The organism is Bacteroides sp. 3_2_5, assembly GCF_000159855.2.
Lineage (GTDB): Bacteria > Bacteroidota > Bacteroidia > Bacteroidales > Bacteroidaceae > Bacteroides > Bacteroides fragilis.
In genome coordinates this window covers 2,164,799-2,179,597 of the sequence record NZ_JH636044.1, presented here as the reverse complement: position 1 = coordinate 2,179,597, position 14,799 = coordinate 2,164,799, and the positions used below count along the sequence as shown (strand labels likewise).

General features: G+C 44.8%; 12 protein-coding genes. All 12 read right to left on the bottom strand.

Annotated elements, in window-relative coordinates; genetic code table 11:
- Positions 1-11 precede the first annotated feature (11 nt).
- On the bottom strand, positions 12-1,013 hold the full coding sequence (locus BSHG_RS09155; RefSeq protein WP_008659551.1) for a fimbrillin family protein: 1,002 nt from the start codon (positions 1,011-1,013) through the stop codon (positions 12-14).
- A gap of 12 nt (positions 1,014-1,025) precedes the next feature.
- Positions 1,026-1,961, bottom strand: a complete 936-nt coding sequence (locus BSHG_RS09160; protein ID WP_005794904.1) for a fimbrillin family protein — start codon at positions 1,959-1,961, stop codon at positions 1,026-1,028.
- Between the two features lie 26 nt (positions 1,962-1,987).
- A complete protein-coding gene (locus BSHG_RS09165; protein ID WP_008659550.1) occupies positions 1,988-2,932 on the bottom strand; it encodes a fimbrillin family protein in 945 nt (314 codons plus the stop codon).
- A gap of 53 nt (positions 2,933-2,985) precedes the next feature.
- Entirely contained in the window at positions 2,986-3,966 is a 981-nt protein-coding gene (locus BSHG_RS09170) for a fimbrillin family protein (RefSeq protein WP_008659549.1), read from the bottom strand.
- 27 nt (positions 3,967-3,993) lie between these two features.
- Positions 3,994-5,091 carry a hypothetical protein gene (locus BSHG_RS09175; RefSeq protein ID WP_008659548.1) on the bottom strand — a complete coding sequence of 366 codons (1,098 nt, stop codon included), beginning with the start codon at positions 5,089-5,091 and terminating at the stop codon, positions 3,994-3,996.
- A 45-nt stretch (positions 5,092-5,136) separates the two neighbouring features.
- Positions 5,137-6,702, bottom strand: a complete 1,566-nt coding sequence (locus BSHG_RS09180; protein ID WP_008659547.1) for a fimbrial protein — start codon at positions 6,700-6,702, stop codon at positions 5,137-5,139.
- Positions 6,703-6,728: 26 nt separating this feature from the next.
- The gene (locus tag BSHG_RS09185) at positions 6,729-7,652 is read right to left on the bottom strand and encodes a FimB/Mfa2 family fimbrial subunit (protein WP_005794914.1); all 924 of its coding nucleotides are present in this window, start codon (positions 7,650-7,652) and stop codon (positions 6,729-6,731) included.
- 94 nt (positions 7,653-7,746) lie between these two features.
- Positions 7,747-9,396, bottom strand: coding sequence for a DUF5029 domain-containing protein (locus tag BSHG_RS09190; protein WP_008659546.1), 1,650 nt, complete (start codon positions 9,394-9,396; stop codon positions 7,747-7,749).
- Positions 9,397-9,634: 238 nt separating this feature from the next.
- Complete coding sequence (locus BSHG_RS09195; RefSeq protein WP_008659545.1) at positions 9,635-10,771, bottom strand: clostripain-related cysteine peptidase; 1,137 nt, start codon at positions 10,769-10,771, stop codon at positions 9,635-9,637.
- Positions 10,772-10,775: 4 nt separating this feature from the next.
- On the bottom strand, positions 10,776-11,888 hold the full coding sequence (locus BSHG_RS09200) for a DUF3868 domain-containing protein (RefSeq protein ID WP_005786720.1): 1,113 nt from the start codon (positions 11,886-11,888) through the stop codon (positions 10,776-10,778).
- Between the two features lie 13 nt (positions 11,889-11,901).
- On the bottom strand, positions 11,902-12,576 hold the full coding sequence (locus BSHG_RS09205; protein WP_008659543.1) for a DUF3575 domain-containing protein: 675 nt from the start codon (positions 12,574-12,576) through the stop codon (positions 11,902-11,904).
- Positions 12,577-13,090: 514 nt separating this feature from the next.
- Entirely contained in the window at positions 13,091-14,305 is a 1,215-nt protein-coding gene (locus BSHG_RS09210; RefSeq protein WP_008659541.1) for a site-specific integrase, read from the bottom strand.
- Positions 14,306-14,799: the final 494 nt, after the last annotated feature.

Below are 14,799 nucleotides of genomic sequence, written 5' to 3'. Positions count from 1 at the left end.
ATCTTCATATTCTAATTAAAACTGGTATCATAATCACTGCCACTGCCTCCGGTCCCTGTCTGCACCTCTGTCCAATCCCTGTCAATCAGGATTTTGTCACTCATCAAAGTTAACTTTCCACCTTTGACAACCAATGACACAGTATATTTAGTACCTCTTACAAATGTGCTCAGTTTATCGACCGGAATAGTGACGGAATAATCCATGCCATCCACCGTAAGTGTCAGAATTACGCCTCCGGAAAAAGTTTGTTGGGGCAGCAGCCAGTCAAAACTCGTATCATCTGTGACCCCGATCTCAAATCCGTCTTTTAAACCGGTCGTCACAGTATGAGTATATTGAGGTGTTTGTGTTCCACTTCCTTCGGTTCCGGTACTGATGTCAACCGTATTGGCTGTGATTATATTTCCGGTAGAAGCCTTTATTTTTGCCTGCGTTATCTTACATGTGTTCGGATACGTGGCATCCCGTACCACAGACAATACCAAACGGGCATAAGCACGCTTCAATTCAAAATTTGCAGTAGGAGTCTTTTTCCAGACTTCATCTCCCCCACTGACAGCAAAACGCATATCTTTCTCCACCGCATAAGTCTGCATGGTCAGGCCGGCTTCTGTTTTCAACGAACTATTTTTAAACTCCACAGAATTATAGGGAGCATAAGCACACAGCCTGGCATAGGTACCGCCCACATAGATCACCGTGGAAACCGGATGCCAATTTCCCCCCGGCACACGGTCATAACGAATATTATCCAATGCCGTATAATCCGCTTCGGCTAAACGGAAAATTCCTAATGTCCCTTCGGTCATCTCTACAGCAGCGGGTGCACGGGTGTCAACCTCCGCGCCGGTTACAGCCCGTACTTCAAGAGGTGCCTCTCCATTCCCGCCTTCAATGGAGTCTGCAACCTCCGCTTGCGAACAGGAGCTCCAGGCTACCATTAAAAGGCACATCAGCCACAGACATCCTGCCAAACGAAAACCCGGATTATGCGTATAAATTCGTTTCATGATTCTTCCATTTTATGGTTCGGGATTATATTCACCATCCACCGGTTGATTATCCCACGGAGTATCTTTCACACTGATTTCAAGTGCAGTTCCTTTTAACTTCAAGCTGATCTGATGAATAACACCCGCAGTCAATGCCCCTAATTTATCATGCGCAATCGGAACTGTCATCAGCTTACCGTCCACCGTCAATTCAAGTGTTACCCCCGTACCTCCGGCATTCGCCAATGTGCAGGGAATCATCAATACATTACTTTTTACAGTCCCCGATTCAGGAACCGCAATACCATCTTCGTGTTTTGCCACATTTGTCCAATAACTGACCTTCTCCACTGTTACCGGTGTATAGCCTCCCGTTGCCAGATTCAACGTAGCAGTCTTAATAATATTTGCATTCTTTACAGTAATCTCAGTCACCTTGCATGTATTAGGATAATCCTCTCTGCTAAAGACAAATTCGATCTGCGAATAAGCATGCCCCATAGTAAATTCAACGCTCTTACGGGCAGAAGTACCGTTCACTGTTTGATTGGTTGCATATACCAAATCGATTTCAGCATCGTAAATCTGAGAGACCAAGGGAACAGCCTCTTTAGCGGATAAATCTAATTTCGTTGTTTTCTTATAAGCACATACATCGGCATCCTCCCCACCCAGGTAAATCGTTTCCGTTTTGGGTTTCCAGCCTACATTATAATCATACTGTATATTGTCTTTTTTGTCATAACCGGTTCCGGACCGGCCTTCCAAAAAAACTCCTATCGAACCTGATGTAAGCAATTCCGGCGTAACAGCACGCGTCTGCACATCTCCCGTTACAAACGCAGAAGTAATCTCCAGAGGGACTTTCGGTTCTTCTGCCGGAAAATCATCATTACCACAACCCACCAGCAAAGTCAGCGATAAAGCAGCTATTATAAATGGTTTCATATCAGACTTGGTTTTCATTACTATCCTTTTGTTACAATCAGTTATTAATCTAAAGTCGCATCGTTGTCACCTCCGGGTACAACAGAAGTATCCCACGGATATACTTTTACTCCCGAGACATCTACTCCCGTACCTTTGATCTCCAGAGAAATGGTAGATAAATATCCGGCTTTCAGAGCCTTCAAAACTTTATAGGGAATCGTCACGGAATATTCACTACCGTCAATGGTCAATATCAGCCGGGTATCATCCTCAAAATCTTGTGGAGGAAACAATTTGCTGATACTCTCATCCGTACTTCCTTGGGCGATACCCGTTGTCCCCACAGCAAGCGCAGATGTATCCAGACTCCAACCGGAAGCGGTACTCCCTCCCAACTGCCCCGCATCCGCAGCGGATTTACTGATATCCATGCTACGTTCCACATAAAATGTTTTTCCACTCGTTACAGGTTGCATCACTATTCTGGTCAACTTGCACTTCTTCAATGGATAAGTGGAATGGCAAGCAATACTGAACTTCAAACCGGCATAAGCATGCTTTAGCAAGAAGGAGGCAACCGGCGTACGGTTATTAACTGCCGTAAGAGGAGCATCAGCATAACAAAAATCATTATCCGCTGTATGATCTTTCACTGTCAGAGCAGTCACCGTACTATTAGCGCCGAAAGTGACCTTACCATAGGGATAATAGGCATGCAAAGAAGCATCCGTGCTCCCGACATATATCTTGCTTGCCAGGCTCCATGAAGTTCCGTCGTGAATGCACTCCACATCGTATTGTTGCGGAAACGTAGCGCTATAAGGTGCCGTACGGAATATTCCGATAGCGGCATTCGACAAAGTGACAGCACGTGTACCAATGCCGTTGTCCGTAACGGTTTCTACCCTGACGGGAACATACTCTTCTTCCCCGCCGGTATCCACCGGGTCCATCCCTCCGTTGCCACAGGCTGTCAGCAATATTCCCATCCCGATATTTGTCAGCATCTGTTTCATCTTTATCTGCTTTCTTAAAAACATAATTATTCCTTTCTGTCTTTTTATTGCGGCACAAACGGATCACCGGAGGGGTCTTTGACCACCTCCCCTATCCATTCTTCCACCTCCACAGTCCCTATCTCTACTTCAGTAGGACGAATAATGGCATTTATCTCATATTTTGTCCCTTCCGCCAATTTTCCACTCGTACCGCAAAGGTCCGAAGCGCTGATTTTACCTTTCATCTCCTTTCCGTCTACCATCAATGTAAAAGAAAGCTCCCCGGTAAAGTCAGAAGGTACCACCATATAATCCAGAACGGCAGGAGCCGCAGTGGTCCCGATACTGATCGGAACGTTATAATTGAACGTCACTTCCCGCGCTTCTCCTTCAACAGTTCCGGTAAACAGATCCAGAATTCCGGCAATCCGTAAGGTTGCCTTGAAGGTAAATGAGCTAATCTTCCCGTCCCCGGTATACTCTCCTTTGGCAGAAGTCGGAGTCCCATCTGCTATCCCCCTGATAAAATTGAATCTCAGCAGCGCATAGGCCCTGCGTAAATTCAGTGTAATGGGCCCGGTTGAATTTGAGGCCTTAAAAGGACAATAATAAATCTCTTTCGAAGCCACATAGAGCTCACTGCTCAGCCCTACGCTACTCGCCCCATCTTCTCTATAAGGATAATAAGCCGTCAGTTCCGCCGGTTCATCGATCAACACCACCTCTTCCCCGTCTGTCTCCCAAAGTGGAGTTCCATACGTATACTTTCTGTTATGAACGGGCTCATAACCCTTTCCGGTATCTTCTTTTCGAAATATACCGATAGCATCAGTCGCATCAGTCAGTTCGGCAGTCACCGAACGCGTAAGTACCTCTAACCGCCCCGTTGAAACACCGCCTATACCTAAAGAAGCGCGCTCCCCTTCTCCTGTTTTTCCGTTATCCGGAACAACGCAATCATATTGCGAACAGGAGAAGAGCGCCATACACAGAAGAATGCAGGATTTCTGAAAACAATCTATTTTACACTTCTTTATTTTCATCGTTCTGATTATTTTTTATGAAACCATTCAATTCACTTCTACATCCGGTGGAGTCACTATCCCGTCAGGAACTTTCCAATCCGTAGGAACAGTAACAGTTTGTATGCCTCCAAAGCTGCCGGCTCCGTAAGCATCATCGGGAGTATCAGCCCCCTGGCTCAAAATATCCTTAATAATTACTGTATAAACATTGTTACGCCGTAAATACTGGACATCATCTTTATCGATATTAATATTCACCCGATACCATCCACTAAAAGAAGGAGACTTTTCACATTCCAAGAGCAAACATACTGCCTGTGTCTGTTTCAGATAAGGAGTATGCAGGGTGCGCAATACTTCGGTAGCATACAAACCGCCTATGATGCTGAATTGCTCCTGTGCACTTTTCGTATTCGCGTATGTCAACGGAGTAAAAGCCGCATCTTGCGGATCATTAAACACAGGTATGTCCGGTGAAACGTTACGAAGTACAGCCGATTTCAGGAGAACCGTCCCCTTTTTATCCTCAACCACCCGTACATCTATGCGTACAGCGGCACGCAGCAATTGAACGCTCATATCTTTTCCCGCTTCTTTGAATGCGATTCCACTCATGGGCAAACAGTCGTCCGTAACCTTATAGGTCCTGTCCGTTGGTGAATGCAACGGCATCTCTCCCCGGAGTCGTACCCGTACCGCATTTTCTGTCTGTCCGGCACAATAGGCATCCCAATCCATTCCGGAAAAATAGACCGAAGCATTGGCAAGTACCAATACATCGTAATCCGTGTGATTGTCAATGCTTCCGCTTCCCGGTATAGTCACCGATATTTTTCCTGTTTTAGCCAGGTGATTGCCATCTACGGTTCCGTCTAACGAGCCGGCATACAAACCGTTACCATGCTCGTCATAAATGAAGAATAAAAGTTTCACATCCTTTATCGCACTTTCTTCCGGACGGGCCACAGATATTTTCCCTCCCGTATCGGACGCTCTGGTATCCGGTATTTCAGTATCGGGAATGGTATAGTTCAGCGTACAAATGGCAGGATCAGGAATTTGTATATCATGTCCCTCTTCACCTGAACAGGCTATGATCCCTATCAAGCAAAATACGCTTAAAAGCATACATCCTTGCCGCATATTTTTTTTCAATCGTTTCATGAGTCAACTAATCTATGTTTATTTTTACAGTTCATCTTCCTGAGTCCCGCCGTTTCCCCAATCATCGGGTGAACGATCCACTTGAGTCAGTTTAAAATGCACCGTCAAATTCTTTACTTTTATATAGAAATCGTCATCATAAGCCTGCCCGGCAGGAAGATCTCCGTAAGACTTTTTGGCCTTTACGGTAAGAGTATTCCCAGTAACGGTTATTTCATAACGGTCATTGGAGATCATAGCCGATGCAGCACCTTCAGCCACCGTTACAGGCACAACCGAAGCATTACCGTTAACCGTACTCGACGTGTTAAAACTTAATTGCCAGAAAGGACCGAATGTGACATCACTGTCTATGGAAACCGACTTTTGTGAATCTGCATAGCCGGACAAAACAATCTTCTTTGTAGCCGAAGAGAACCAGTTTTCACGGTCAAAATCAATTTCGGTATTTACATCGATCCAGTCAATCACTTTTACATAGATATTCATCGGAACCCCTACAGCCGCATCGTCAGGATTGTCATAGCCCGATCCCGAGACATTCATGATTTGAAAGGTATACTTATGATTACGTAATATTTCAACCAAATTTTTCGGATCGTCCGGATCTGTCAGGTCAATCCGGTAATAACTGACCTCCGTATCCTCTCCATACACTCCGCCTACCACCAGACGGGTAGTAGCCACTTGGGTATTGCCGGCAACAGATCCGGGCTGATCAAAACCGTTATCCGAATAATAAGTGTTTTCGTATAGATAGAGCGGTCCCGCAAGTGCCACGGGAGTCTCACTTTTCAGGAAAAGCTTATCCCCTATCGGACGGACACCCAATTTATCGGGTAAAGTTGTTTTAACGACGTTACGGGTCTTTTTCTCCTCTTCCGAACCGGCGACTGCCGTTTCATAAACCTCCTTCAACGGTGCCAGCCTACCGCTATCTGCCGGGAAATAAGCATAAAACTCACGCAACTTAAAAATCACTTTACCCTCGCTATCCAACAACTCACCCGGATTTCCCGTATGCGCTTCATCCACTTTCGCCTGGACAGCAGCTACGGAACGCAACACCGGTACGCTAAGCGTTTTACCCACCGATTCTTTCGCTACAGTGACACCTGACAAAAAGCCGTGCATCGGCAAACAGTCAGTTCCTGTCGAATTATTTTCTACCTTAGATATCATCTTTTCCAGTAAAGCGTCCATCTTCATGCCCAGTCCTTTATAGGCACCGCTACGCACCAACTCTTCATGGCAATTCGTAAATACATGTACCTCCAATCCTTCCCCCACAGGCATAGTCACCTGAAACGTATTCTTACCGGTAACCGGTGTTCCTTCGGATACCGATTTCAGAAACAATCCGCTCTGGGAGGCTGTTCCCGGAGCAAATACCAATACGTCAATGCCATTAATCACCGTCTCTTTACTATCTGTCTCATCAGCTCCGGAAGCATAAGTGCGGGGAACATTCACACGGAGGTACATATCCTTATCCGGGTTCTGAGGGATACTTTCGGAAGTATCATCCGAACACGAAACCAAAGCCACGGTCAGAAACACCATCAATCGACATATCAGAATTCTTTTCATGCTATACTCTCCTTTTATCAACTTGCCTACATATTACTTTCTATTGTCGCCACTTTCCAGCCATTGACACGAACTTGCATAACGGGCTTCACATAATGTCCGTCAATCACCAGATCAATGAAGTTGCCCGGAACAGAAGTCAACTCGATAGGTGCGCAATCGAATGAAGCGACCTGTTCATCACGAATAAACACATTCACTTTCAGATACTTTCCTTCTGAAGAAAAAGAACCGAACCAGGGTGTGAGCACATTTCCGGTACTTTCTTCGTAATAGCACTGGGGCTCAAGTACTACCTCATCCGCATTTGCTTTATTATTATAATCGACACCGCTACGCGTACCGTAAAGGTGGAATTTAAAATCTTCGGGTGAAGGAATAATGCTGCTTGCAGCACGCGTCGTTCCTCCTTCTTCAACGACCTGATCCTCTACTGTCTGAGGAATCATCGTTATACGTGTACGGCACACAGCACGTACAAACGGAATGGTTACAATATTGCGATTTTCGCGCAAACCGGCATCTATGGCAATGCGTCCGTACAACAGGTCGTCTACAGGTCGGCAGATTCCGCTGCCATCGGTAATTTCTTTTAATTTCACATACCCCTCTCCTATGGGAGTATCAGGAGTATCCACATAATCAATCGCCTCATCCTGTGTCCAAGCTATCAGTTCCAGGCTATCCGTATCATCAAAGTTTTTCAGGAAGCGATAAGGTTCGGTCAGTCCTATTTCATCCACGGCTATTTCCAACTCCCGATATTTATGCTTCTGTTTATAAAAATGAAGTTGCGTAGGAGTAGAAACCGTCTCAAAAAAGCGGTTGGCTCCACCATAAATATAGCTGAAATAGATGTGCATATATCCGGCACAAGCATCCATATCATCTTTAATACATGAATTCAGCAGTAGGGTAACCCCCAAAAGTATCGGTAGCAATTTCTTCATTTTAGTTTCGTATTCTTCTCTTTCCGACAAGAAAGAGATATCAACCGGAGCGGACTTTCCATCCGCCCCGGATTATATAAAAAAGAGGTTCTGATTACATATTTATATTGTTAACAACATATTTCCATGGCTTAACAACTACCTGTACAAGCATGTCGATATTATCCGAATTGATAGCATCTTCAATGCTCTTGGCACCCAGTGTAGTGATGGTACCAGTTATATGATAGAATGTGTTGCGTTCGGTAATCTTCATTGAAGTTGTTTCGTCATCGCTATAGTTGGCAACATCAGCACGATAGTAACGTTTATCATTTTTTTGAATCGTAATAGCGGCTCTTTGCTTAGCTATCTCTGTTTCACCTCTCAACGCAAGTTTATATGCCTCATCCGTATTCAGAAATGCAACCAATGCATCTACATTTTTCTCAGTATTCCAAAAATCAGCAGCCAATTTATCATACTTGGTAGTTCCGTCAGTAGAAGTAGCAGTTTTGAAAGCATCATTCTGCAAAGCCTTATCCAACATTTCCTCCGTAATAGTCGGTTCAAGCAGAGTATTAGCACCGATATAAGTAGCCTGAGTAACTACAACAGTAGCACAACCGGCATTGTCGGCATAGTTAGGAGTTACATAAAAATAAGGAGAATATAACTTGTCACTCTTAACGTATACAATCGAAGTTTCTTTAGGAGTACCTCCATCAGCCAATGCTTTTTCACCTACAACCCATGTCAGACGATATTCTTTCGCGTCTGCATTGCATTCTCCCTTATTCAATGCAGGAGTCGTTCCAGCAACTTCTGCAACAGTAGGTGCAGATTCTTTCTCACCTGCAAATGCTTTCAACCAATTTTCCACATTCCAGTCTTTAGCAGTTGCATCCGCACTCTGCGGGAAATACCAGTCACGAGCCTGTGCCTTGAACGGAGAAACACGTCTCGGAATACGTACTACGACAATACCATCGGGGTCTTCAGTAGTACCGTCCGGCTTCCACTCCGTATCCTCGATTGCCATCTTACCATAAGCCTCGTATACGGGGTTGGTAGTAACAGAGGCATTAAAGAATACTTTGGCTAATTCACGATTCAGAGGAATCGAAACTTTCACGGTAGATCCGTTCGGGATATTCGGGTTGGTAGGAATAGCCGATACACCTGCCATGATATACTTCCCCTTTTGCTTCCCGTCTATAGCAACGGTCAGATCATTCAGATAACTTTTAGACAGATTAGAGATATAAGCACGGATAGCGGCTTCCGACTTGTCACCCTGATGCGCCAATGTCTGAGCGGTAGCAAGGGTCATCTGAGGATCATTCACAACCACATAAACACTATCTCCCTGGCGTACACCGTTGAACGTACACATATTTTTCTTCGTCCCGGGAGTTGCCACATCGCCACCTGTGATTGCAGTTGTGACATCCTTATCTTCCGCATTAGCATCACCAGCTACACGCTTTACAGTCCAGTCACCCACTTTTGCACCTTCATGCAGGGGATCATTCTCTTTAGCAAAGAGATAGGCTACATATACATCATTTTCACTACCAGTTCCTTCTATCTCACCTTTGTCTGCACGGGTAGCAGGAGCTGAAGAACTGGTAAAAGCAATGCTGATAGCATCAATCAATTCACCTTTCTGACCACCTTTATCAATACCCGGTTCGTCATCATTACTACATGCAGCCATCGCAAGGGCTGCCAATGTAAACGTAAACAATTTGTTTAATTTCATGTTACTAAAAAATTTAATTATAGATATAAGTTCGAATAGTTTATACTTTTATCCGCTTTGGATATTCCTTTTTTCTCTTTCGAACTGTGAAAGGAAAAAAGCAGAGAGAAAAATGCGGATACTCCCTGTTCCATCGATCTGTCAACCGTCACTGTCTGTTTCGTTAATCAAATATTCCTTTCCATCAGTTTTTTTAATTTTATTATTACCATTCACTAATTAATTTGAACTATGTATACTATTGCATTAACTTCAGTTTCTTTCTTTCGGTCAATAATGTGGGAACAGTAGCATCGGGTATATACAACGTCATGCCACAATGTCCGTCAATGGTAAATCCCCCTACACTCTCCGGCATAAAGTTCTCCGTGGCCGCTTTATAAATGATAACTTGCTCCAGAGCCTCGTCAAAAGCAGCAGATTCTTCAACACTTCCAATCCGTTTTATATAGGCCGAAGCATCATAAAAGAGGTGCCGCCCGTCCGATAAGCGGTCAAAAGCCTGCAATCCGCTACAATCTATCCATTCCCAACGCTCCACACGACTCTCGGCCGCCCGAAGTTGAACTTTCAACATTTCCAGGCCGGACGTCTGAATCACACTGATGGTAGCCGAACGATTGTCTCCTTCCATACTGTTGTAATAATCGTAATAGGCAGCAGCCACTGCCGGAAGATCCGCTTCTTTTTTATAAAGCAACGGAAACATTTGTTGATAGACGGGAGTAAAACCCGGTGAAAGCATTTCGGCTGATGAACCCACAATATATTGCGTTTTATCTTTCAGTTCGTATGCCACCTCGAGTCCGGCCATAAAACACCCTTCAAAAAGGATAAAATTAAATTGCCCGTCCGGAATGGCTGAAGCAAAATCCTGTAAACTCATCTCGTAATGATTGTCCTTGATAACCGAGCGGGTAATACCGGCCGGAACCACTGCCGTCCCCGACGGTAACCATCCGCTGGTATGGGAGAATACGATCAATCCCGGATCAACGGAAGGATACCGGGCCATAGCCTCATTGACAACCCGTGCAAACACGGAGGCACCGGCTGAATTCTCCTGTTTATACTTAGCCAATATTTTTGTTACCTTTTCTCCCTGTTCATCCAAACAAACCTCTAACAAGCGGGTACTATCCGCTCCTTTTTTATCCTGATAAATCAATAGATGCCCCGGAAACCTGTCCCACGCCTCTGTTAACGCTGACAATTTTTCGTCGGTCTCGTCGGCTAAATCATTATCCCCTCCCATATAGACCAAAAGGGTACGATCAGACAGACGTTGCTCCAACAGACCGTCCGCTTTCTCACCGACTACACAACCGGCAAGCAACAAGCAGAGCATATATCCTATGTAATACATTCTTTTCATATTCTTATTTTACGTATCTAATACGGCATGACACCCGACGGAGTTTCGGAAAATACTCCCGAAGCAGAATTTCGAATGTTTTCCCCTTATTCAGTGCCTTCAGCCTACTCTTCCGTTGATTGCTATCACTCACAGTACGCAGGATTGAAAGAATTTCATTACGTTCCGGAAGGTCAGAAACCTCTATATCTTTCTCAAACTGTTTCCAATCCTCACCGACCCACTCGACTGCCACCTCCATACGTTCGCCATATTTATTTTCCAGGAACGCTTGAAGGGCCTTGGCACGTTTTTCAGCCAAACGTTCATTATTAGAAGTATATCCTTCGGGAGAAGAGTAACCGGTAACGGTAACTCCCGATATGGAATTCCGGTTATCCTGTTCAATAGAATCCACTTGGTTAACGAAATGCATCCATGAAGCACGGTTCAACTCATGATCGGGAAGAATACGCATTTCATTCGTAGGAAAATAAATATCAGCTTCATAACCGGCCTGAATACGGGTCACCTTCTTACGAAGGGGAATATCCGAAGCTACGGTCGACTGTCCGGATGCAACAGAAGCCAAGCGGATGGTGTCATGTATCACAATCGTATCCACCCGTTCCACAACCAACGGCGGTATATGCTCCGTATGCATGGCAAAAGGTACCAGACGGGCATCACAATTGCAATTCGTGTCGCGCATCCATACTTTAACATCGTCCATCCATGCCGCATAAGGCACCTCAGTCCGATAATGGATGCGAGGCAAAGCATGGTCTCCCTCACGCAGCACGGTGTAGGGAGTAATCTTCTCCAATCCCGAAGTTGTACCCAAAGCCCGACGCCGGCGATACATCAGATCGCTTTGGGGGCCGTTGAGCACAATGGGAGGAAGAGACAACGAATCACCGGTATTCTCCGAAGCAAGTAGCGGAAACAGATAGACCGTACAGTCCGGCGCCAGGTGTACCCCTGTCAGGTCGACAGCCAGATCGACCAGCAGAACGGAGTCAAGACGCTCCAAGCGATACACCTCAGTACGGACAGGCTGTGTAGGCCTATCTGCTGCTAACACTGTTAGAGAGATGAAAAATGAGATATTTATGAAAATTACCTGTTTGATATTCATAGCCTGTCCTCCCCTACTTTAACAGATAAATAATGGATACACCTACCTTGGTAGGCCCCAGATAATTGGTCCGGTAGTGATCGACACGTTCCCCACAAGTGGGACAATAGAATTTATCGTAATCAACATAGAGATATCCTAATCCGATATCGACGCCAATGTTGACCCGGTTGCTGATGATCCACTGGTAACCGTAGGTGAGTCCGCCACCATACAATTGCCCCTCGAGACGATAGTCTTTGAGGATACCCAAAGGGAGATTACCAAAATTAAAGATACCGCCCGTGGCATGCACACCCAGATAATGCCCCTTGAACACATCACTCAACCAATAACGATACTCCAACTGCCCGGCAAGATGTTTCATTTTCCGGTTTTTAGCGTAAGTAAACGGATTATATTGAACAAGTCCTGCTATGCTCATCTTTGAATGGAAGGCATATTCCACACCTATATTCGGAGTAGCTGTCGCCCAATAAAGACCATTGGCAGTCAATCCCCATTGCTGGGCGTCGGCCAAAGCAGGAAATGCTCCAAGGAAAGTAACGGTTAAGACCCATATGCATAGTATTTTTTTCATATTTGCCGTTTGTTTGATAATTATGCGGCTCTTTCTTATAATGAAAGGGAGAATGACTTCATAAATATTATAATCATTTATAATACAGCAAGTTACTTCATATCCCATCTGAAAATGTTTCTGAGTTTTTTTATTTTCAGAAACAAAGAAAAAGTGTATGGATGTAACACATTGATCAATAATACGTTACTTAATATTGACTCAGAAACGCTTTCAGAAACATAAAAGAAAAAGGTTGTTAAAGAGCATCACAAAACGAAATATACGATCTGTTATCAATTGATTATTAACAGATTATCATTATTGTGAATAGGTGACGGCATGTGTTTGCAGCAGTGGAGGCAGACAGATGAAAAACCGTTGAAAAAGAAACAGTAGACATACATCGTATGCTTTCTTGAAGAGGTCGGGAGACAGAAAGAAGGTGTACCAGGGAGTTTTTTATCTAAGTGAAAGAAGAAAAATAAATATTTTACATTAGAAATAAAAAAAATTAAAATAATACTTGTTTAATTAATAATTTAATGCGTATCTTTGCGACATGTATCTGAGATAAGAAGAATCTCTTGAGTAGCTCTTTCATTATAAGAAAGAGTTTTTTTTATCCCTCTTTTCCACCTCTTTACCGCAGACTATTAATCACCAACCGGTTGGCCCGGTCAAGCCGCTTAGTGTCTATGCGATCCAGATAAATGCGGGTAGTCTTCTCCGATGTGTGCCCCATACAATCGCTGATCACCGAGACGGGCACATCATTTTCGTGAGCGAGTGTCGCCCAAGAGTGGCGGGCCACATAAAATGTGAGTGGCATATCCAACTGTAACCGGTCGCCCAATTCACGAATCAGTTTATTAAGCCTCCGCTGCCTGCGCCGATAATCCTGATAACGGTCACCGTTTCGAAGCATTGGAAGCAGATAGTCCGACAAAGAGCTGGCGTATCTGTCGATTAACACACGCAAATCTTTTTCAATGCGTATCTGTAACTCCTGCCCTGTCTTCTGCCGTTTGTACCGAAGATAATTTCCCTGCAGGTTCTCCTTATTTAAATAGCACATATCTACAAAGGACATTCCGCGCGTATAGAAGCTAAACAGGAACAGGTCACGGGCAAGCTGCATATCAGCATGACAAGCAGTAAGGTCGACACATTCGATCTGCGCAATCTTCTCCCGGGAGATGGCGCGTTTGGATGTCACCTCCTCTTTGAGGTTCAGCCGTCGGAAAGGCTTTTGATCGGAAAAAACCACATGATCGGCGCAGGCACGATTGTAGATGGCACGCCACTGACGGAGATAGAACGAAACCGTATTGGGCCGGTTGCCCCGCTCACGGAGAAAGGTGACAAAGCGGTCCAGCACTTCGGGAGTTAACTCCTCAAACGAAAAAGGACTGCCATCCAAAAACATCTCAAACGCACGGCGGGCGCTACGATAATTGGCAGCCGTACCCTGACGTCCCTTATTCTCCAGCCCGGCAATCACCGAGTCGGCATATACCAACACCTGGCTCAGATCATTGTGGTAGTTATAAACGTTCACAATGTCGTCCACCGTATAAGCACTCCCCTTATCCGCTTCAAGCGATCCGCAAATAGCCTCCAACTCCTTCTTTATATATATAAGGTATTCATTGGCTTCGCGGACAATGAGCAGACGACGGCGATTGCCTCCGACGTTCTCCACCATTTCTAAACGGGTGTTAAACTCTGCCTCCCAGAAACGGTAAGGCGTATAAATCTCTCTCTTCTTTCGATGGCGAATAATTTGTATCACAAGCGGATAACTGCCATCACGCCCCTCGCGCGAGCGATTGAGCCGTGGTGTAATTGATGTCATCTTCTTCTTTACTTTTAACTGGTTTACAAAAGTAAAACAACACCTGCTATCACTATGTTGGCAGCTTCCCAATTTCACTATCTTAAATAATCTTATACATTTTGTTTGCATCTCCCTCCATAAAGGGTAGGACAAATGTAGCCTCCGCCCTGAAGATAACCTAAAAATCAGCGTTGCATTTTTGCAGCACCTCCCCTTTTCGGGGTGCTGCAAATGTGCAATACCGGTTTTTCACCGATGGAATGGACGATTCCTGAAGTATCACCTCTCTTTCTTTTTCTCCCGCCAAAGGTAAAAAACACCTTATCCGGCTTCCCCAGTAGGGCATGGAAACCACGGAATATCGCATAACCGGGTCTCTGAACAGCCCGGACAAGGTGAAAACGACATCTCACGCCCCATGTGACAGATAAGAAAAGTATATACATTATAGAAAGACATGAAACGAATGCGGACTTGTGCTTGCTTAGGAATATAAGAATACATCCCTGCTG